General features: G+C 65.6%; 19 protein-coding genes. 5 read left to right on the top strand and 14 right to left on the bottom strand.

All coding sequences use genetic code 11. From position 1 onward, the window contains the following. Nucleotides 1–924 (top strand): VOC family protein, encoded by a 924-nt coding sequence (locus ABDW49_RS25695; RefSeq protein WP_343616456.1) that lies wholly within the window; start codon nucleotides 1–3, stop codon nucleotides 922–924. A 66-nt stretch (nucleotides 925–990) separates the two neighbouring features. Here the strand turns inward: ABDW49_RS25695 and ABDW49_RS25690 are convergent, their stop codons facing one another. Next, the gene (locus tag ABDW49_RS25690; protein ID WP_343616454.1) at nucleotides 991–2,205 is read right to left on the bottom strand and encodes an FAD-dependent oxidoreductase; all 1,215 of its coding nucleotides are present in this window, start codon (nucleotides 2,203–2,205) and stop codon (nucleotides 991–993) included. Between the two features lie 154 nt (nucleotides 2,206–2,359). Here ABDW49_RS25690 and ABDW49_RS25685 point away from each other — a divergent pair, with 154 nt between their 5' ends. Together ABDW49_RS25685 and ABDW49_RS25680 are read left to right on the top strand one after the other, a co-directional pair. Beyond that, nucleotides 2,360–2,857, top strand: a complete 498-nt coding sequence (locus ABDW49_RS25685; RefSeq protein WP_343616452.1) for an SRPBCC family protein — start codon at nucleotides 2,360–2,362, stop codon at nucleotides 2,855–2,857. Beyond that, complete coding sequence (locus ABDW49_RS25680) at nucleotides 2,857–3,219, top strand: metalloregulator ArsR/SmtB family transcription factor (RefSeq protein ID WP_343616450.1); 363 nt, start codon at nucleotides 2,857–2,859, stop codon at nucleotides 3,217–3,219. The genes ABDW49_RS25685 and ABDW49_RS25680 overlap by 1 nt, the downstream gene beginning before the upstream one ends. A gap of 78 nt (nucleotides 3,220–3,297) precedes the next feature. On the opposite strand, the gene ABDW49_RS25675 is transcribed toward ABDW49_RS25680, so the two are convergent. Next, nucleotides 3,298–3,984: a DUF1349 domain-containing protein gene (locus ABDW49_RS25675; RefSeq protein WP_343616448.1), complete on the bottom strand. Its 687-nt coding sequence runs from the start codon at nucleotides 3,982–3,984 to the stop codon at nucleotides 3,298–3,300. Between the two features lie 47 nt (nucleotides 3,985–4,031). Between ABDW49_RS25675 and ABDW49_RS25670 the strand changes: the two genes are divergently transcribed. Beyond that, nucleotides 4,032–4,604 carry a TetR family transcriptional regulator gene (locus ABDW49_RS25670; protein ID WP_343616447.1) on the top strand — a complete coding sequence of 191 codons (573 nt, stop codon included), beginning with the start codon at nucleotides 4,032–4,034 and terminating at the stop codon, nucleotides 4,602–4,604. A 328-nt stretch (nucleotides 4,605–4,932) separates the two neighbouring features. Here ABDW49_RS25670 and ABDW49_RS25665 read toward each other — a convergent pair whose 3' ends face one another. Further along, complete coding sequence (locus ABDW49_RS25665; RefSeq protein WP_343616446.1) at nucleotides 4,933–5,760, bottom strand: PfkB family carbohydrate kinase; 828 nt, start codon at nucleotides 5,758–5,760, stop codon at nucleotides 4,933–4,935. A 129-nt stretch (nucleotides 5,761–5,889) separates the two neighbouring features. On the opposite strand from ABDW49_RS25665, the gene ABDW49_RS25660 reads away from it, so the two are divergent. Continuing rightward, nucleotides 5,890–6,069, top strand: a complete 180-nt coding sequence (locus ABDW49_RS25660; RefSeq protein WP_343616444.1) for a hypothetical protein — start codon at nucleotides 5,890–5,892, stop codon at nucleotides 6,067–6,069. Between the two features lie 14 nt (nucleotides 6,070–6,083). Here the strand turns inward: ABDW49_RS25660 and ABDW49_RS25655 are convergent, their stop codons facing one another. From ABDW49_RS25655 to ABDW49_RS25605, 11 genes are all read right to left on the bottom strand, one after another. Beyond that, nucleotides 6,084–7,748, bottom strand: coding sequence for an electron transfer flavoprotein-ubiquinone oxidoreductase (locus ABDW49_RS25655; RefSeq protein ID WP_343616442.1), 1,665 nt, complete (start codon nucleotides 7,746–7,748; stop codon nucleotides 6,084–6,086). Continuing rightward, a complete protein-coding gene (locus ABDW49_RS25650) occupies nucleotides 7,745–8,173 on the bottom strand; it encodes a PaaI family thioesterase (RefSeq protein WP_343616440.1) in 429 nt (142 codons plus the stop codon). Before ABDW49_RS25650 ends, ABDW49_RS25655 begins: the two co-directional genes overlap by 4 nt. 10 nt (nucleotides 8,174–8,183) lie before the next feature. Continuing rightward, nucleotides 8,184–9,113: an FAD-binding protein gene (locus ABDW49_RS25645; protein ID WP_343616439.1), complete on the bottom strand. Its 930-nt coding sequence runs from the start codon at nucleotides 9,111–9,113 to the stop codon at nucleotides 8,184–8,186. A gap of 1 nt (nucleotide 9,114) precedes the next feature. Next, nucleotides 9,115–9,861, bottom strand: coding sequence for an electron transfer flavoprotein subunit beta/FixA family protein (locus ABDW49_RS25640; protein ID WP_343616438.1), 747 nt, complete (start codon nucleotides 9,859–9,861; stop codon nucleotides 9,115–9,117). A gap of 17 nt (nucleotides 9,862–9,878) precedes the next feature. Beyond that, nucleotides 9,879–11,057, bottom strand: coding sequence for an acetyl-CoA C-acyltransferase family protein (locus ABDW49_RS25635; protein ID WP_343616436.1), 1,179 nt, complete (start codon nucleotides 11,055–11,057; stop codon nucleotides 9,879–9,881). A gap of 16 nt (nucleotides 11,058–11,073) precedes the next feature. Continuing rightward, on the bottom strand, nucleotides 11,074–12,453 hold the full coding sequence (locus ABDW49_RS25630; protein ID WP_343616434.1) for a 3-hydroxyacyl-CoA dehydrogenase NAD-binding domain-containing protein: 1,380 nt from the start codon (nucleotides 12,451–12,453) through the stop codon (nucleotides 11,074–11,076). Then, nucleotides 12,410–13,153, bottom strand: a complete 744-nt coding sequence (locus tag ABDW49_RS25625) for an enoyl-CoA hydratase/isomerase family protein (RefSeq protein ID WP_343616432.1) — start codon at nucleotides 13,151–13,153, stop codon at nucleotides 12,410–12,412. The genes ABDW49_RS25630 and ABDW49_RS25625 overlap by 44 nt, the downstream gene beginning before the upstream one ends. Nucleotides 13,154–13,172: 19 nt before the next feature. Continuing rightward, nucleotides 13,173–14,909, bottom strand: coding sequence for an acyl-CoA dehydrogenase C-terminal domain-containing protein (locus ABDW49_RS25620; protein ID WP_343616430.1), 1,737 nt, complete (start codon nucleotides 14,907–14,909; stop codon nucleotides 13,173–13,175). A gap of 95 nt (nucleotides 14,910–15,004) precedes the next feature. Further along, nucleotides 15,005–15,613 carry a TetR/AcrR family transcriptional regulator gene (locus tag ABDW49_RS25615; RefSeq protein WP_343616429.1) on the bottom strand — a complete coding sequence of 203 codons (609 nt, stop codon included), beginning with the start codon at nucleotides 15,611–15,613 and terminating at the stop codon, nucleotides 15,005–15,007. 76 nt (nucleotides 15,614–15,689) lie between these two features. Further along, the gene (locus ABDW49_RS25610; RefSeq protein WP_343616427.1) at nucleotides 15,690–16,364 is read right to left on the bottom strand and encodes an FCD domain-containing protein; all 675 of its coding nucleotides are present in this window, start codon (nucleotides 16,362–16,364) and stop codon (nucleotides 15,690–15,692) included. A 93-nt stretch (nucleotides 16,365–16,457) separates the two neighbouring features. Continuing rightward, on the bottom strand, nucleotides 16,458–17,381 hold the full coding sequence (locus tag ABDW49_RS25605) for a 3-keto-5-aminohexanoate cleavage protein (protein WP_343616425.1): 924 nt from the start codon (nucleotides 17,379–17,381) through the stop codon (nucleotides 16,458–16,460). Nucleotides 17,382–17,385: the final 4 nt, after the last annotated feature.

The raw sequence follows: 17,385 nt of genomic DNA, 5'->3' as shown, positions 1-17,385 counted from the left end.
ATGGCCGTTCTGGGAATGCTGTCCTTCACGCTCGAGGTGCCGGACATCGAGGAAGGCGTTCGTTTCTACAGCGATGCCGGGCTGATCCCCGCCGTTGAAGGCGATGTCGCCCGCCTGCGTTGCGAAGGGCAGGAGCGGGCGTCGATCACACTGCTGGGCGGCTTTGCATCGAAGCGCCTGCATCATGTCGCGTTGCGGGCGGAGGATTTGGGCGCGATCGCCGGGCGCGTTCCCCGCTTCGGTGGCCGCCTTGTCCCTGCGCCCGAAGGCTTCCCCGACACCGGGCTCTGGGTCGAGGATCCCCATGGCATGCTGCTGCATCTGGTCGAACATCCCTGCGATCCCCCGCTGCAAGGTGGCCCCGCATTCGAGATCAATGCGCCCGGACGTATCCTGCGCAAGCGGCGGTCGGCGATGTTGCCGACAGGGGCCTATGGCGCGGTTCATCCGCTCCGGCTCGGCCATGTCCTTGTCTTTTCACCGGATGTGCCGGTCAGTGTGCGTTTTGTGACCGAGGCGCTCGGCATGGGGCTGGCCGACCGATCGCAGGATGTCATCGCCTTTTGCTGCGCGCGCAAGGACAGCGAGCACCATGTTCTGGCTTTCGCCAAATCGCCGGGGGTGGGTTTCCACCACGCCAGCTTTCAGGTGAACGACCCCGATGAGGTTGGCCGTGGCGGTCGCGCTCTGGCCGGGAAGATGGGCAAGGGCGACTGGGGTTTCGGGCGCCACACGGTCGGCTCGAACTTCTTCCATTATATTCAGGACCCATGGGGAAGCTGGTTCGAATATTATTCCGACATGGATTATATTGACGATTACGCGCTGTGGACCCCGACCAACTATGCCCTTGAGGACAGTCTGGCGAATTGGGGACCGGCGGTTCCGGGCGATTTCGTCCATAATTACGAGGTTGCGGGATAGGCCGGATGGTTCCGTCTCCGTTCTGTCCGGCAGATGCCCGCCCGATCCGATCACCTTTGTCAGGGGTTACGGCAAGGGCCGGTTTGGCGAACGGATATGCTCGCGACGGATGCCAAGGCCAAGCAGCCTGGCGGGAAGCGCCTGCAGGGCGGGCACCGCCTGCAGCAGGCGCAGGATCATGGGGGCACGCGGCGCGGTCTCTCGCATGGCCGCGCCGATGACATTGCGATGGACGACGCGCTGCAAGGCCTGAATGATGCCGACCGCAAGCTTTCGTCTCTCGCGAACCTTGTGCAGAAGAGGATCGGGATCGCCTCCATCCGCAAGGCATGCCGCCAGAATGTTCGCGGCGGCAACCGCATCCTGGATGGCAAGGTTGATGCCAACGCCGCCCACCGGCGACATGGCATGCGCCGCGTCGCCGATCGCCAACAGGCCGGGCCGATGCCAGCGGGTCAGATGATCGAGCGAAACCGTCAGCAGCTTGACATCGTCCCAATTGTCGAGGGCTGCGATATGCTGTGCCAGGGGTGGCGCTGTTGCCGCCGCATCGGCCCGGAAGCGCTCCAGACCTGCCGCGCGAACTCTCTCGGCTCCGCCCTTTTCGATGACACGGGCGCATTGGAAATAATCGCCGCGGTCGATGGTGACGATCATTTCGCCGCCTCCGATATAGCCCTGGGTGCGATTGTCCGGGGTGGGCGCCTTGGGAATGCGGAACCACATGACATCGATCGGCGCCCCAAGATCTTTGCGCGGCAATCGGGCGGCGTCGCGCAGCAGCGAACCGCGCCCGTCCGCCGCGATGACCAGCGTGGAGCGCAGGGCCTCGCCGTTGGCGAGGCGGACCCCTTCGATGCGCTGGGGCCCCTCGATCAGGCCCACGGCTTCGCTTTCCATGCGCAAGGTGAAACAGGGCAGCCGGCGGGCCTGTTCGGCCACGAAGTCGAGGAAATGCCATTGCGGCATCATGGCGATGAACCGTGCCGGTCCTGGCAGGCGGCTGAAATCCGCGATCCGATAGGTTTTACCGTCGATGACGCCGCCGACGGTCGTGACCTTGTTATGATCACGCATCAGCAGGGCCTCGAGCAGACCGAGTTCATCGAAAAGGTCGAGTGTGGAGGGGTGAACGGTATCGCCGCGAAAGTCGCGCAGGAAATCCGCATGCTTTTCCAGAACAAGCACCGGCACGCCGGCGCGGGCCAGCAGCAGGCCCATCATCATTCCGGCCGGGCCACCCCCGACGACGATGACGGGCGGTTTGTCATGATCGATCATCGCTTGACCTGCCTCATCGACAATGCGGATGGAGAGAAGCGGATGCGGCTTTCATGTGCAAGGCAAAAGATCGAAGAGTAGCCGCATAAGGCGCAATCAAAAGGTTGCTTCTGGGCTTGGCACATGTCATCCATGGGGCATCAGGAGGTTGCTCATGAACACCGATCGGATCGAAAAGCAGATCATTCTGCGCGCCACGCGGGAGCGCGTCTGGCAGGCTATCAGCGACTCCGCGCAGTTCGGGATATGGTTCGGTGTCGAGTTCGACGGCCCTTTCGTCGCGGGGCAAGCGATGATCGGCAGGATCGTGCCGACACAAGTCGACCCGGATGTCGCCAGGCTGCAGGAGCCGCATCGCGGAACGGCATTTCGGATTGTCGTCGAGCGGATCGAGCCGATGGAGGCTTTCGCCTTTCGCTGGCATCCCTTCGCCATCGATCTGGCCTATGACTATGAGGCCGAGCCCATGACGCTGGTGACCTTCGGCTTGAGCGATGTCGAGGATGGTGTTCTGCTCAGCATCACCGAAACAGGCTTTGATCGGCTGCCGATGGCGCGGCGGGCTCAGGCCTGGCAGGCGAACGATGGTGGCTGGCAGCATCAGACGCGCTTGATCGAGCGTTATCTGGCGCTGGAGGCAAGGCAGGGCTGATGCAGGCTACCGCATGGCGCCACCCTTTGCGGGCGCCGGATGCCGTTGCGATTTTCGCCGCTCTGGGGGAACCGCTTCGACTGGCGATCATCGAACGCCTCTGCATCGAAGGGCCTCTTTCGACGGTTCGTCTGGGTGATCGGTGGAATGGCGTCTCGCGTCAGGGCCTCACAAAGCATTTGCAGGTCCTGGAAGAGGCGGGGCTGGTGGACAGTGCCCGCCGGGGACGGCATCGCCATTGGCAGGTCAGGCCCGATCGACTGGCGATGGCCCGCGCCTATCTCGATGAGGCCTCGCAGCAGTGGGATGTGCGCCTCCAGCATCTGAAGCTGCTGGTTGAAGGCGAGGAAAACCGTCCCTGATCAAAGGAATGGACGATACAACCGGCGGCAGGTGCGGGATCATCCGCAGTGTGGAACCCGCCACCGATCATGGTTGCCTCAGCTCAGATCGTGGAGAGCTTTGCCCAGCGGCGCGGTGATGCTCAGATCCGAAAAGCGCACATGCAGCCCGCTGCGCTCGGGCGTGCAGGCCATGGGCCCGACCTGATAGGAGGATGCGACGGGAAAGGGCGCGAGGCGGACAAGCGGCCAGACCTTGCCATCGGCAGACACCTGAAGCCTGAGCACGCCCTTGGCGACGGTCACGCGCATCCAGAAATCCCGCGCATCATGCTCATAGGGGCCGGTGGACCAGTCGGACTTGCCATCGGTCAGCACGCTGCTGAGCATGGCGCGCCCATCGGACAATTCGATGCCAGCCTTGACCCAGCGCCGCTCATCCACGCGGACCATGATCCCGGCCTGATCATACAGCTCTTCATAGCGCCCGCGAACACGCAGTTGGGCGGTGAAGGCGTCCGGCGTGGTAAAGCCAAGGAAATGGCCGCTGTCACGCGTGAAGCAATAATGTGTTTCCCGCCAGAAATCGCTGCCCTTCCCGGTCACGAGAGACAGGTCTCCCGCTGCGTCCACCTGCCAGCTCTGCGGTTCGTTCAGCCAGCGGCCGTCATGGCGACCAAATGCGGAGGTTGCGGTTGCGGCGAGCGCCGTGCCGGCGGTACCGGGAAGGGCCAGAGCGGCCGCACCGCCGATGATGCTGCGTCGTGACATCGATGTGTCTGCCATGCTTTAGGTGCCTTTCGGAAGAACGGGCCTTGTGTACAAATGTACGCATGATGCGGAAAGGGAAAATTTTGGCGGCCGGAACATCCAGACAGAACGATCCCGAGCGGCGGCAACGCATCATCGATGCCACGCTCGACGTGATCGCCCGGCATGGGGTGGCCGATACCACCCATCGGCGCATCGCGGCCGCGGCGCAGGTGCCGCTGGGATCGGTCACTTATTATTTCACCTCGCTGACCGAGCTTCTGACGACCGCCTTTCTGCAGTTGGCCAACCAATCCTCCGATGCCTTCCGATCGCGCCTGGAGGCGGCCACCGACCGGGCCACCGCCTGCGACGCTGTGGTCGATATTATCGCCGGCTCGGTCTGGGCGGAACCGCGCACGCTGATTCTCAGCTACGAGCTTTATGCCTTTGCTGCCCGGCACCCGCCGGTCACGGTCGTGATGCAGCAGTGGATGGATCACAGCCGCGCTGCCTTGGGCCGGTTCTTCGATCCCCTGACAGCCCGCGCGCTGGACGCCTTGGTCGAGGGCATCGGGATCCACAATTCGATCGATCGCGCGCCCATCGATCGGGACGAAATCCGTATCATCGTCGAGCGGATCGCGGGGACATAGTCCATTGGCCGGGGATCGATGTCCAAAAAGAGGCTGCCTATCGTGGCAGGCGATCAGCCAGCATCCATGACGCAGCGGAATCCCACAGCCCCTGACCGGTCCATGCCGGGCGACATCAGCAGATATTTCCCGTGCTGAGACAGGCGGTAGGCCTGAGGGACATACCATCGCGCGCCTTCGGGCTGATAATGGCTGCCGCCGCGCAGGATCGCGGCGCTTGTGTAATCATCCTCCCATTCATGCGGTCAGCTCGCTGTCATGGCAGGGGCAGGGGGGCAGGGGGGCAGGGGGGCAGGGGGGCAGGGGGGCAGGGGCAGGGCAAGGGCTCTCACTGCGCCTTCCTCCGATGCGATGCGCCGAAGGCCTCGATCTCGGCGCGGCTGGCCATGGCGGTCTGGGCGCCGTGCCGCGTGACGGCGATGGCCGAGGCCGCGATGGCGAAATCGACCGCCGCGCGCGGATCGGCGCCTTCGCTCAAGGCCACGGCAAAGGCGCCGTTGAAAGCGTCGCCCGCCGCCGTCGTGTCGATGGCGGCGATGTCATAGGCGGGGTGGAAGCTGGGCTCGCCCTGCTCGGGCAGCAAAAGGGCGCCGCGCGCGCCCAGCTTGAGCACGATCCCCCTCGCGCTCTGTTGCCGCAGCAGCATGGCGATGGCGAGCGGGTCATCCGAGGCCGCGTCACCGCCGGCCAGTGCCAGTGCCTCGCCCTCGTTGGGGGTGAGCCAGTCGGTCAGGGACAGCAGCTCGCGGGACAGGGGTTGCGCGGGGGCGGGGTCCAGAATGAAGGTGGCGCCATGCCGCTGCGCCAGCATGGCGGTGTGCAGCACGCTGGGCATGGGCGTTTCCAACTGGGCCAGAACGATGCGGGCATCGCGGAAGGCACCCTCGTCGATCCGCTGGGCATCGAGCAGGGCATTGGCGCCCGATGCCCCCACGATCATGTTGGTGTCGCCATCGGCGGTGATGACACAGGCCACGCCCGAGGGGCCAGCCACGCGCGACAGGCCCGACAGGTCGATGCCCTCCTGTCGCAGGCCATGGGCCAACTGATCGCCATAGGCGTCGTCTCCGACGCAGCCGATGAAACCCACCTTGCCGCCTGCCCGCGCCGCGGGCCACCGCCTGATTGGCGCCCTTGCCGCCCGGCACGCTGGCAAAGCGCGCGCCCAGCAGCGTCTCGCCCGGTTGCGGCAGGCGCTCAGGCATCATCACGAGGTCGATGTTGGCGCTGCCCACCACCAGAATATCGCTCATCTTATTGTCCATAAAGAGGGGCGGCGGCCACCATGAACAGGCCCACCAGAAACAGCACGAACATCGGCGCCAGCAGCATGCGTGAGGCGCGCGTGATGGGACTGACGGTCACCTATGGTTTCTATGCGGGCTGCGCCTGCCTGTCGATTGGCATCGTGCTGCGCATGATCCGCGAGACACGCGGCGTGGAGCTGGAGGATATGCCGGGCTGAGGCATCCATGCCGTTCACATATTCGGATAGTTCGGCCCGCCCGCGCCTTCGGGAGTGACCCATTCGATGTTCTGCGTCGGGTCCTTGATGTCGCAGCTCTTGCAGTGCAGGCAGTTCTGGGCGTTGATCTGGAGGCGGCTGGCGCCCGACGCATCCTCGACAAATTCATAGACGCCCGCCGGGCAGTAACGCGCCTCGGGCCCGGCATGCCGCGTCAGGTTGACCGCCAGCGGGACCTGTGCGTCCTTCAGGCGCAGATGGCATGGCTGATCCTCGGCGTGATTGGTCGCGGAAAAGGCGACATTGGTCAGCCGGTCGAAGCTGATCACGCCATCGGGCCTGGGATAGGCAATGGGCCGGTACAGATCGGCGCGCCCCGTCGCCTCATGATCGCGGCGGTGGGCCATGGGCGGCGCGATGCCGAAGCCCAGCAGGCTGCGGCTCCACATATCCGCGCCTGCCAGCACCGTGCCGAGCGCGCCGCCAAAGGTGGCAACCATCGGCTGGGCATTCTGCACCAGTGTCAATTCCTCGGCGATCCAGCTTGAGCGCAAGGCTTCTTCATAGTCATCCAGCTGTGTTCCGGCCTGATCTGCCGCGATGGCGCGCGCGATGCTCTCGGCGGCCAGCATGCCCGATTTCATCGCCGTATGGCTGCCCTTGATGCGCGGCACATTGACGAAGCCCGCCGCGCAGCCGACCAGCACGCCGCCGGGGAAGGCCAGATGGGGCACGCTCTGCCAGCCACCCTCATTGATGGCGCGCGCGCCATAGGCCACGCGCCTGCCGCCTTCCAGTATGGCGCGGATGGCGGGATGCTGCTTCCAGCGCTGGAACTCCTCATAGGGGCTGACATAGGGGTTCTTGTAATCGAGCGCGGTGACAAAGCCCAAAGCCACCTGTCCGCCCGCCTGATGGTAGAGAAAACCGCCGCCCCATGATCCGCTTTCCGACAGCGGCCATCCCTGCGTGTGCAGCACCCGGCCCGGCACATGGTGTTCCGGCGGAATGTCCCACAATTCCTTGATGCCCAGGCCATAGACCTGCGGCTGGCAATCGCGCTCCAGATCGTATTGCGCCTTCAACCGCTTGGTCAGATGGCCGCGCGCACCCTCGGCAAAGATCGTGTATCGGGCGGTCAGATTCATGCCCGGCTGATAGTCGGCGCCAGGTTGGCCATCGGCACTCACGCCCATATCGCCGGTCTGTACGCCGATGATGCGATCACCCTCGACCAGCAGTTCGGCCGCCGGGAAGCCGGGGAAGATCTCCACCCCCATGGCCTCGGCCCACGCGGCCAGCCAGCGGCACAGATTGCCCAGACTGGCGGTGTAGCATCCCGCATTGCTCATGAAGCCAGGCATGATGGCGTGAGGGAGCGAATATTTGCCCTTTTGGGTCAGCACCCAGTGCCAATTGTCGGTCACCGGGGTTTCCGCCAGCGGGCAGTCGTCGTTGCGCCAGTCGGGCAGCAACTCATCCAGAGCCCTTGGATCGACCACCGCGCCCGAAAGGATATGCGCGCCGATTTCGGAACCCTTTTCCAGCACGCAGACGCTGAGATCCGGCGAGATCTGCTTCAGCCGGATGGCGGCGGACAGCCCCGCCGGGCCGCCGCCCACCACCACCACGTCATAGGCCATTGTCTCGCGCTGGATCGTGTTGCTCTGAAGGGTCATCGCCGGTCCCCGCCCGACTGGACGAGCAGCGTCGAGGTCGCTGTCGCCAGATCGCGCCCCGCCGCATCGCGGATCGCCCCTTCGGTGAACAGCAACTGACGCCCCGCCTTTTGCACCCGCCCCACCAGCGTCAGCGGCGCCGAGCCCATTTCGATCTTGCGCAGATAGGCCACCTTCAACTCCGCCGTCAGTGAAAAGGCGCCATCAGGCACCATCGTGCAGCCCGCAAAGCCGCAGGCGCAGTCCAGCAGGGTGGCGATATAGCCGCCATGCATCACCCCCTGCCGGTTGCGGAACATGGCCTGCGGATCGGCCTGCAACGTCACCTCTCCGGTGGTGACATGCACCAGCCGCAAGCCGAGCAGGCGGCTCATCGGCGCTTCCAGATGCTCTTCGAGGAGGGGCAGGGAGGGGTGCGCGGTCATCGCCGGTCCTTTACAAGCTGGCCGTCAGGGCCGGGACCGCCTCGAACAGGTCAGCCACCAGTCCGATATCGGCGATCTGGAAGATGGGCGCGTCTTCATCCTTGTTGATGGCCACGATGGTCTTGCTGTCCTTCATACCGGCCAGATGCTGGATCGCGCCGCTGATGCCGACCGCGAGATAGACCTCCGGCGCGACGATCTTGCCCGTCTGCCCCACCTGACAGTCATTGGGTGCAAAACCCGCATCCACCGCCGCCCGCGATGCGCCCACGGCGGCCTGCAATCTGTCGGCCAGCGGGAAGAGCACCTGCTCGAAGGTCGCGGCATCCTTCAGAGCCCGCCCGCCCGAGACGACCACGCGCGCGCTGGTCAATTCGGGGCGCTCGCTTGCGGCGGTTTCGGCGCCGATAAAGCTGGATTGGCCGGTGTCTCCGGTGGCGCTTACGGTCTCGATCGATGCCGGGCCGCCGTCTCCCGCTTTGGCAAAGGCCGTGCCGCGCACGGTGATCACCAGCTTGGCATCGCTGCTTTCCACCGTGGCGATGGCGTTGCCCGCATAGATGGGGCGAGTAAACGTCCGAGGCCCCTCGACGCTCAGGATTTCCGAAATCTGCGCCACATCCAGCAAGGCCGCCACGCGCGGCGCGATGTTCTTGCCGGTGGTGGTGGCCGGCGCCAGAAAGGCATCGTAATCCGCCATCAACCCGACGATCAGAGGCGCGACATTTTCCGCCAGCCCATGGGCATAGGCGGCATCATCGGCCACCAGCACCTTGTCCACGCCCGCGATGGCCGACGCCACCTGCGCCACGCCATCGACACCGGCCCCCGCCACCAGCACATGCACCGTGCCCAACTGTGCGGCAGCGATCACGGCGCTGCGCGTGGCATCCTTGAGAACGGCCCCATCATGTTCGGCCCATACCAAGACTTGCGCCATTCTATGCGACTCCCAGTTCCTTGAGTTTGGCGACCAGCCCATCGACATCGGCCACCCTGATCCCGACCCCGCGCACCGCGGGCTCGGCCACCTTCGACACCCTCAGCCGGGGCGCGACATCGACGCCGTAATCCTCGGGCGTCTTGATGGCCAAGGGCTTGGACTTGGCCTTCATGATGTTGGGCAGCGAGGCATAGCGCGGCGCGTTCAGCCGCAGATCGGTGGTGACGATGGCGGGCAGGGCAAGGCGCAGGGTCTCCAGCCCCCCGTCGACCTCGCGCGTGACCAGCACATGATCGCCCTCGACCACCAGCTTGCTGGCAAAGGTCCCCTGCGGGCGCCCCAGCAAGGCAGCCAGCATCTGGCCCACCTGATTGCTGTCATCATCGATCGCCTGCTTGCCCAGCAGGATCAGATCGGGCGTCTCATCATCGGCGATCACCTGCAGGATCTTGGCCACGCCCAGCGGCTCGACCTCGCTGTCGGACTGCACCAGAATGGCCCGGTCCGCCCCCATGGCCAGCGCCGAGCGCAGCACCTCCTGCGCCTTGGCGGGGCCGATCGAGACCACCACCACCTCGCTGGCGATGCCCTGTTCCTTCAGGCGCACCGCTTCCTCGACGGCGATTTCGTCGAAGGGGTTGATGCTCATCTTCACGTTGGCCAGATCGACCCCCGTGCCATCCGCCTTCACGCGCGGCTTCACATTGTAATCAAGCACCCGCTTGACCGGCACCAAGATCTTCATGACGCTGCTTCCTCCGCTCAGACCGCCTCGACCACCAGCGCGATGCCCTGACCGCCGCCGATGCACATGGTGGCCAGACCATAGCGCCCGCCGATGCGATGCAGCTCATGCACCAGCTTGGTGGCGATGATCGCACCGGTCCCGCCGATGGGATGGCCCAGCGAGATGCCGCTGCCATTGGGGTTCACCTTCGCCGGATCGAAACCTAGCTCGCGCGAGACAGCACAGGCCTGCGCCGCAAAGGCTTCATTGGATTCGATCACATCCATATCGCTCACGCTCAGCCCCGCCTTGGCCAGCGCGTTGCGCGTGGCGGGCACGGGGCCGATGCCCATATGGGAGGGCTCCACCCCGGCATGGCCATAGGCGACGATCCGCGCCAGAGGCTTGAGCCCGCGCGCTTTCACCGCCGCCTCGCTGGCCAGCACCAGAGCGCCCGCGCCATCGTTGATGCCGCTGGCATTGCCGGCGGTGACGGTGCCATCCTTGCGGAACACAGGCTTCAGCTTCGCGAAATCCTCGGCGGCGGCATCGTGGCGGACATATTCATCGGTGTCGAAGACGGTCACGCCCTTGCGGCTCCTGATCTCGACCGGCACGATCTGGCCGGCGAAACGGCCTTCCTTGATGGCCTTTGCCGCGCGCTGCTGGCTTTCCAGCGCCAGCGCATCCTGATCCTCGCGCGAGATGCCGTAACGCTCGGCGACATTCTCGGCGGTGACGCCCATATGGATGGCCTCGAAGGGGTCGGTCAGCGCGCCGACCAGCCCATCGACCAGCGCGGCATCGCCCATCTTCTGGCCCCAGCGCAGGGCAGGGGCGAAATAGGGCGCGCGGCTCATGACTTCCACGCCCGCGCCAATGGCCAGATCATGGTCGCCCAGCATGATCGACTGCGCCGCCGAGACGATGGCCTGCAAGCCGGAACCGCACAGCCGGTTGACGGTATGGGCCGGGCTCTCCTTGGGCAGGCCCGCGCCGATGGCGGCGATGCGCGCGGCATAGGCGTCGCGCGGCAAAGTGTGGATCACATTGCCCAGCACGAAGTTGCCGATGTCCGTGCCCTGCAGGCCCGCGCGCTCGATGGCGGCGCTGCTGATCAGGGCGGCCAGTTCGCCGGGCTGCTGGTCTTTCAGCGCGCCGCCGAAGCTGCCGATGGCGGCGCGCGCCGCCGCAACGATATAGACTGCCGTCATCCTACTCTCCTGAGTTTTATGCGTTGAGCGTCGAGAAGGCGGCGCTCTTGGCCGCCATGGTTGCGATCAGCGCGGCGGGTTCCCACGCCCAGCCGTTGCGCCCCGCCGCCAGACCGGCGATGCGCCGGGCCAGATCGGGCGCGGCGATGCGGTCGGCCTGAAACAATGGCCCGCCGCGTTCCCGCGCAAAGCCGTAGCCGTGGAGAAAGACCATATCGACATCGACCGGGCGATAGGCGATCCCTTCGCCCACGATCCGCAAGCCCTCGTTGATCAGGGCAAGCAGGCAGCGCTCGACGATTTCCTCGTCGCTGATGGCGCGGCGGGTCACGCCGATCTCTTCGGAATAGGCCAGGATCAGCGTTTCAATCTCGGGATCGGGCGAGGGCGTGCGGCCATCTGCATAGAGATAGATGCCCTTGCCGGTCTTCTGCCCGAAGCGACCCATCTCGCAGATGCGGTCGATCACGCCGGAATAGGGGCGGTCTGGCTGTTCGAGCGCGCGGCGCTGGCGGATGGCCCAGCCGATGTCCTGCCCCACCAGATCCATCGTGCGGCACGGGCCCATCGCAAAGCCCCAATGCTCCAGCGCGGCGTCGATCTGCTGGGGCAGGGCGCCTTCCTCCAGCAGGAACCACACTTGGCGCAGATATTCCTCGAACATGCGGTTGCCGATAAAGCCGTCGCACACGCCCGAGACGACCGACACCTTGCCCAGCCTTTTGCCCAGCGCCATGGCGGTGGCCAGCACATCGGGCGCGGTCTTTGCCCCGCGCACCACCTCCAGCAGACGCATGATGTTGGCGGGCGAGAAGAAATGCAGGCCCACCACGCGTGAAGGATCGGCCACGGCCTGCGCAATGCGGTCCAGATCGAGCGTGGAGGTGTTGCTGGCCAGAATGGTGTCGGGCCGAACAACGGCCTCGACAGCCTGCAGCACCGCGGTCTTGACCGCCATATCCTCGAACACGGCCTCGATTACCAGATCGACCGGGGCGAGCGCCTCATAGGTGGTGGCACCGGTGAAGCGGGTCAGGCGGGCGTCGGCCTCATCGGCGGTGATGCGGCCCTTGTTGACATCGCGCGCCAGCGTCTTGCCGATGGTGTTGCGCGCGCGGGCCAGAGCATCCTCGCGCAGTTCCACCATGGTGACGGCCAGACCTGCGTTCAGCAAGGCGATGGCGATGCCGGTGCCCATGGTGCCGCCGCCGATCACGCCTACGCTCTCGATCGAGCGCAAGGGTAGATCGCGCGGCAAGCCGGGGATGCGGGCCACCTGACGTTCACCGAAAAAGGCATGGCGCAGCGCGCAGGAGGCCTCGCTGACCAGCAGGGCGGCAAAGGCTCCGGCTTCATAGGCAAGGCCTGCGGCGAGATCGGGGGTGATCTGTTCCACGCAGTCGATGATGGTGGCAGGGGCATGGTTGAGGCCGGAGCGCCGGCCTGCGCGGGCCTCGGCCACGGCCTGCGCGAGGTCTGAGGGGGGGCGGAAGCGCTCCGGTCTGCCGCAAGGGCAGTTCTGTGGTTACGGCCAGATCCAGCGCGGCGGCCACGATATCGCCTTCGACCAGAACGTCGATCAGGCCCGATGCCTGCGCCAGTTTCGCCGACACCGGCTTGCCGAGCAACATCATCGCCAGTGCCGGGCCCGCGCCGATCAGCCGGGGCAGCCGCTGCGTGCCGCCCGCGCCGGGGAGCAGGCCCAAGGTTACCTCAGGCAGGCCCAGTTTTGTTGCCTGATGCGCCAGCCGGTGATGGCACGCCAGCGCCAGTTCCAGACCGCCGCCCAGAGCAGCGCCATGGATCGCGGCGATCACCGGCTTGGGGAACTGCTCTACCCGCGCGATCAGGTCGCGCAGACCGTCGGCGGCGCCGCCGCCCTTGTCAAATTTGGCGTCGAATTCGGCGATATCGGCCCCGCCGCAGAAAAATTTGCCCGCGCCGGTCAGCACGATGGCGCGGCAATCGGCATCGTCCAGCGCGGCGGTCAGGGCTTCGTCCAGCGCGCCGACAAGCCCGAAGGACAGTGCATTGACCGCGCCATTCTCCATGATCAGCAGCAGGGTGGCGCCGTGGCGCGTGGTGGTGACGCTCATGATGGGGCTCCGCACAAGATCAGAAGGCGTCGGCGGGCAGGGCGAACAGCGAAGCCGAGCCCGAGGCCAGCGCGGCAGCCAGCCCTTCGGTTTGAGGCAGCACGCGTTGGGCGTAGAAGGCTGCCAGCGCACGCTTCGCCTGATGCTGGGGCGTGTCGCCCGGCGCGGCGGCCATGCGAACCCACATCCAGCCCAAAGCCACCAGTGCGAAGAGCCGCAGATAATCCACGGCAGCCCCGCCGCTCTGGTCGATATCCGCGCCTTTCAGGCCTTGCGTGGCGGTCCGCAGCAGGGCCAACGCCTTGGTCACGGCTTCGGCGATGGGAACGGCCTCGCCCGAAGCTTTGGCCAGATCGGCCTCGATCAGCGCGAAGAAGCCTTCGACCACCGCGCCGCCATCCATGCCCAGCTTGCGGCCCACAAGGTCCATGGCCTGCACGCCATTGGTGCCCTCGTATATCTGGGCGATGCGGGCGTCGCGCACGAATTGCTCCATGCCCCATTCGCGGATGTAGCCATGGCCGCCGAAGACCTGCTGTGCCTGCACCGTGGCCTCGAAGCCCAGATCGGTGAATCCCGCCTTGACCACCGGCGTCAGCAGGGCGACCAGCGCATCGGATCGGGCGCGCTCGGCGGCATCGGGGTGGCGATGCGCGCGGTCGAGATGCAGCGCGGTCCATCCGGCCAGCGCGCGGCCCGCCTCGACAAAGCTGCGCACGCCCAGCAGCATGCGGCGCACATCGGCATGCTCGATGATGGCGACCGGTCCGCGCGCGCTATCGGCGCTGCGCCCCTGCAGGCGTTCGCGCGCATAGGCGGCGGCCTGCTGGTAGGCGCCACCCGCCAGACCCAGCCCCTGAATGCCCACCATCAGGCGTTCGGCATTCATCATGGTGAACATGGCGGCAAGGCCCCGGTTGGCCTCGCCCACCAGCCAGCCCACCGCGCTGTCGTAATTCATCACGCAGGTCGGCTGGCCGTGAATGCCCATCTTCTTTTCCAGTGCGCCCACCGACATGGTGTTGCGCAGCACGTGATCGCCATGCTCGTCGGGCAGGAATTTGGGGACGAGGAACAGGCTGATGCCCTTCACCCCCGCCAGGGCATCGGGCAGGCGCGCCAGCACCAGATGCACGACATTGCCGCCGAAATCGTGGTCGCCCGAGGAAATGAAGATTTTCGTGCCGGTGATGGCGAAGCGATCATCGCCCAGCGGCACGGCCTTGGTCTGCAGCAGGGCCAGATCGGTGCCGGCACCGCTTTCGGTCAGCGCCATGGCGCCGGTCCATGCGCCATTGGTGAGGCGCGGCAGATAGGTTTCTTTCAGCGTGTCGCTGGCGTGGGCCGCAATGGCTTCGGCGGCGCCGCGCGTCAGGCCGGGGAACAGGCCGAAGGCCATGTTGGTGGCCGACAGCATCTCGTCCTGCCAGAGCTGCAGGATGAAGGGCAGCCCCTGCCCGCCATAGGCCGGATCGGCCGTGAGCGAGGTCCAGCCCGCTTCGGTGAAATCGCGCCAGGCGGCGGCAAAGCCGGGCGGGGTGGTGACCGCGCCATCCTTGAGCCTGCTGCCATGCTCATCGCCCTCACGGTTGAGTGGGGCGAGGCGTTCGGCGCAGAAGCGGCCCGCTTCTTCCAGCACGGCCTGGGCCAGTGTGGTGTCCACATCGAGGCCCAGCTCTCCCATGGCCTCGTCGAAGCCGAGAACCTCATTCAGCAGGAAGCGGTAGTCTTCGATGGGGGCTTGATAGGCGTGCATGGTTGATCCTCCCGACAGTGACGGGATGGCTATACCAAACACTTGTTACAATCAATGGCCAAACACGCCCGAGCCGCAAATCGGGGCGTAGGCGATCAGTGGTGTCGGAAGATCCGGGCGATCTGGCGCCCGATATCCGCCGGGCTCAGGCGGCCCGGCCGATACCAGGTCGAGGCGGAATTGAGCTGCGACAACAGGGCGTTGCGATAGATTGAACGGTCGATGCCATCGGGCAGGGGCAGCGGTTCGATCAGCGCGCGGAACAGGCCTTCGAACGCATCGCGCCGGGCCACCAGCTTGAGCCGGATGGGTGGGGGCACTTCACGGAAATCGTTCATCATCGGCAGGGTGAGCGAATCGGGCGCAAGCTGGATCTGGGCCAGCGTGACACAGGCGGCTTCCAGCCGATCCCATGGATCGGTGAAGCCCGCGATGTCGGCCTCGATACGCCGCTGCGCCGCATCGAGCGCGGCATTGTGCAGCTCGACGAAGAGTACATCCTTCGATTTGATATGATGATAGAGCGAGCCGCCCAGCATGCCCGCCTGCTCGCCGATGTCGCGCATCGACGTGCCGCGATAACCCTTCTGGGCGAACAATTGCGCGGCGATTTCAACCACCTGACGCCGACGATCCGACCCCTTGATCTCCAGATCGATGTCAGGGGCGGGCAGAGTCTGTTTTGGCGGCTGGCTGGTCATCATGCTTCCGGTCGAGGCTTGCGGAACCCCTCCTTAAGCCATGATGGCGGAGGAAATCCACAAGGCGCGTCGATCCGGCTCAGTTGGCGGCGATAATCAGTTCCGTGGTCAGGCGGATATGCTCGGTCATGGTCGCCACCAGATTGTCGGTGTCGCGGGCCAGCGCGAAATCGGCGATCTTCTGATGCTCGTCGGCGACGTCGCGCTTGCCCTCGCCAAAGGCGGAGAGGATGCGGTAGCGTTCGGACTGTTCGTAAAGCTGCCCATGCAGCGCCAGCAGGCGGCGGCTGTCACAGGCGCTGACCAGCGCGGCATGGAATTCGGCATGGCGGGCCACCCAGTCGGCGATGCTCACCCCGTCGCGCAACTGCGGCTCGGGCTGAGGCATGGCGCGCAGGCGATGCGCCGCCGAGAGAATGCGGACCTCCCAATCGACATCACCGCGCGCCACGCTGCGGCGCAGCGCGATGGCCTCGATCTCGCAGCGCAGGTCGGTCAGGTCGCGCAGATCCTCCATCGAGAGCGGCGCGACGCTGAAGCCGCGCTGATCGCGCGAAATCACCCATTGTTCGGGGACCAGCCGCGACAGCGCCTCGCGCACGGCGCCGGTCGCGACTTTCAGTTCCTCGGCAAGATCATTAATTTTCAGCTTCTTGCCGGGCAGATGCACGCCCGCGATGATGTCGTTGCGGATCGCCTGATAGGCCAGGCTGGTCTGGCTTCTGGGGGCATCATTCAGGGTCGTCTCGATCATTGGGGCAGTCCATAGCATTTTTGCCTCACGGGCGATGCCATAGGCGCTGGCAGGATGGAAAATATATTTTTTGCCAGCGCCCATGGATGATCGTCAGAACTGCACCTGATCGCCGCCCTTGAGCGAGAGGATGGCGCGGGCTTCGTCAGGCGTGGCGATCTCATGGCCCAGCCCTTCGAGGATCTGGCGCACCTGCGTGACCTGAGCGGCATTGCTCTGCGCCAACTGCCCCTTGCCCAGCCACAGCGAGTCCTCCAGCCCCACGCGGACATGCGCGCCCATCGCCGCGCCCATGGCGGCCACCTTCATCTGCGCCGCCCCCGCGCCCAGCACCGACCAGTTGTAGGCATCGCCGAACAGGCGATCGGCGGTGCGCTTCATATGCAGCACCTCGTCGGGATGGGCACCGATCCCGCCCAACAGACCGAAGACCGTCTGGATGAACAAAGGGGCCTTCACCAGCCCTTCGCGCCAGAAGTAATGCAGATTGTGGAGATGGGCGGTGTCATAGCATTCGAACTCATACCGCGTGCACGTCGCATTGAGCTTTTCGAGGCAATAGCGGATGTCGCGATAGGTGTTGCGGAAGATGAAATCGTCGCTGGCCTCCAGCATGGCCGGTTCCCAGGCATGCTTGAAATCCTTGAAGCGCTTCAACATCGGAAACAGGCCGAAATTCATCGATCCCATGTTCAGGCTGGCGACTTCGGGCTGCCACCGCGCGGCCGGGCCGACGCGTTCCTCAACGGTCATGCCGGGCGCGCCGCCGGTGGTGATGTTGCAGACCACGCCGCTGCGCTGCTTGATGCTGCGCAGGATCGGCTCGAAGGCCTCGACGCGCTGGTCGGGGCGTCCATCCTCGGGGTTGCGGGCGTGCAGATGGACAATGGCGGCGCCAGCCTTGGCGGCTTCCACGGCGGAATCCGCGATCTCCTGCGCGGTGACCGGCAGATAGGGCGACATGGAGGGGGTGTGAATGCCGCCGGTGATGGCGCAGGTGATGATAACCTTGCTCATGAAA

This window comes from Novosphingobium sp., from assembly GCF_039595395.1.
Classification (GTDB): Bacteria; Pseudomonadota; Alphaproteobacteria; order Sphingomonadales; family Sphingomonadaceae; genus Novosphingobium.
Note: the sequence above shows the minus strand (reverse complement) of the source record. Positions and strands in the feature narration are given on the sequence as shown.

Excerpts from the sequence above, each read along its gene's own strand:
- ABDW49_RS25695 (WP_343616456.1), top strand. The coding sequence starts at position 1 with ATGGCCGTTCTGGGAATGCTGTCCTTCACGCTCGAGGTGCCGGACATC.
- ABDW49_RS25690 (WP_343616454.1), bottom strand. The coding sequence starts at position 2,205 with ATGATCGATCATGACAAACCGCCCGTCATCGTCGTCGGGGGTGGCCCG.
- ABDW49_RS25685 (WP_343616452.1), top strand. The coding sequence starts at position 2,360 with ATGAACACCGATCGGATCGAAAAGCAGATCATTCTGCGCGCCACGCGG.
- ABDW49_RS25680 (WP_343616450.1), top strand. The coding sequence starts at position 2,857 with ATGCAGGCTACCGCATGGCGCCACCCTTTGCGGGCGCCGGATGCCGTT.
- ABDW49_RS25675 (WP_343616448.1), bottom strand. The coding sequence starts at position 3,984 with ATGGCAGACACATCGATGTCACGACGCAGCATCATCGGCGGTGCGGCC.
- ABDW49_RS25670 (WP_343616447.1), top strand. The coding sequence starts at position 4,032 with ATGATGCGGAAAGGGAAAATTTTGGCGGCCGGAACATCCAGACAGAAC.
- ABDW49_RS25660 (WP_343616444.1), top strand. The coding sequence starts at position 5,890 with ATGAACAGGCCCACCAGAAACAGCACGAACATCGGCGCCAGCAGCATG.
- ABDW49_RS25655 (WP_343616442.1), bottom strand. The coding sequence starts at position 7,748 with ATGACCCTTCAGAGCAACACGATCCAGCGCGAGACAATGGCCTATGAC.
- ABDW49_RS25650 (WP_343616440.1), bottom strand. The coding sequence starts at position 8,173 with ATGACCGCGCACCCCTCCCTGCCCCTCCTCGAAGAGCATCTGGAAGCG.
- ABDW49_RS25645 (WP_343616439.1), bottom strand. The coding sequence starts at position 9,113 with ATGGCGCAAGTCTTGGTATGGGCCGAACATGATGGGGCCGTTCTCAAG.
- ABDW49_RS25640 (WP_343616438.1), bottom strand. The coding sequence starts at position 9,861 with ATGAAGATCTTGGTGCCGGTCAAGCGGGTGCTTGATTACAATGTGAAG.
- ABDW49_RS25635 (WP_343616436.1), bottom strand. The coding sequence starts at position 11,057 with ATGACGGCAGTCTATATCGTTGCGGCGGCGCGCGCCGCCATCGGCAGC.
- ABDW49_RS25625 (WP_343616432.1), bottom strand. The coding sequence starts at position 13,153 with ATGAGCGTCACCACCACGCGCCACGGCGCCACCCTGCTGCTGATCATG.
- ABDW49_RS25620 (WP_343616430.1), bottom strand. The coding sequence starts at position 14,909 with ATGCACGCCTATCAAGCCCCCATCGAAGACTACCGCTTCCTGCTGAAT.
- ABDW49_RS25615 (WP_343616429.1), bottom strand. The coding sequence starts at position 15,613 with ATGATGACCAGCCAGCCGCCAAAACAGACTCTGCCCGCCCCTGACATC.
- ABDW49_RS25610 (WP_343616427.1), bottom strand. The coding sequence starts at position 16,364 with ATGATCGAGACGACCCTGAATGATGCCCCCAGAAGCCAGACCAGCCTG.
- ABDW49_RS25605 (WP_343616425.1), bottom strand. The coding sequence starts at position 17,381 with ATGAGCAAGGTTATCATCACCTGCGCCATCACCGGCGGCATTCACACC.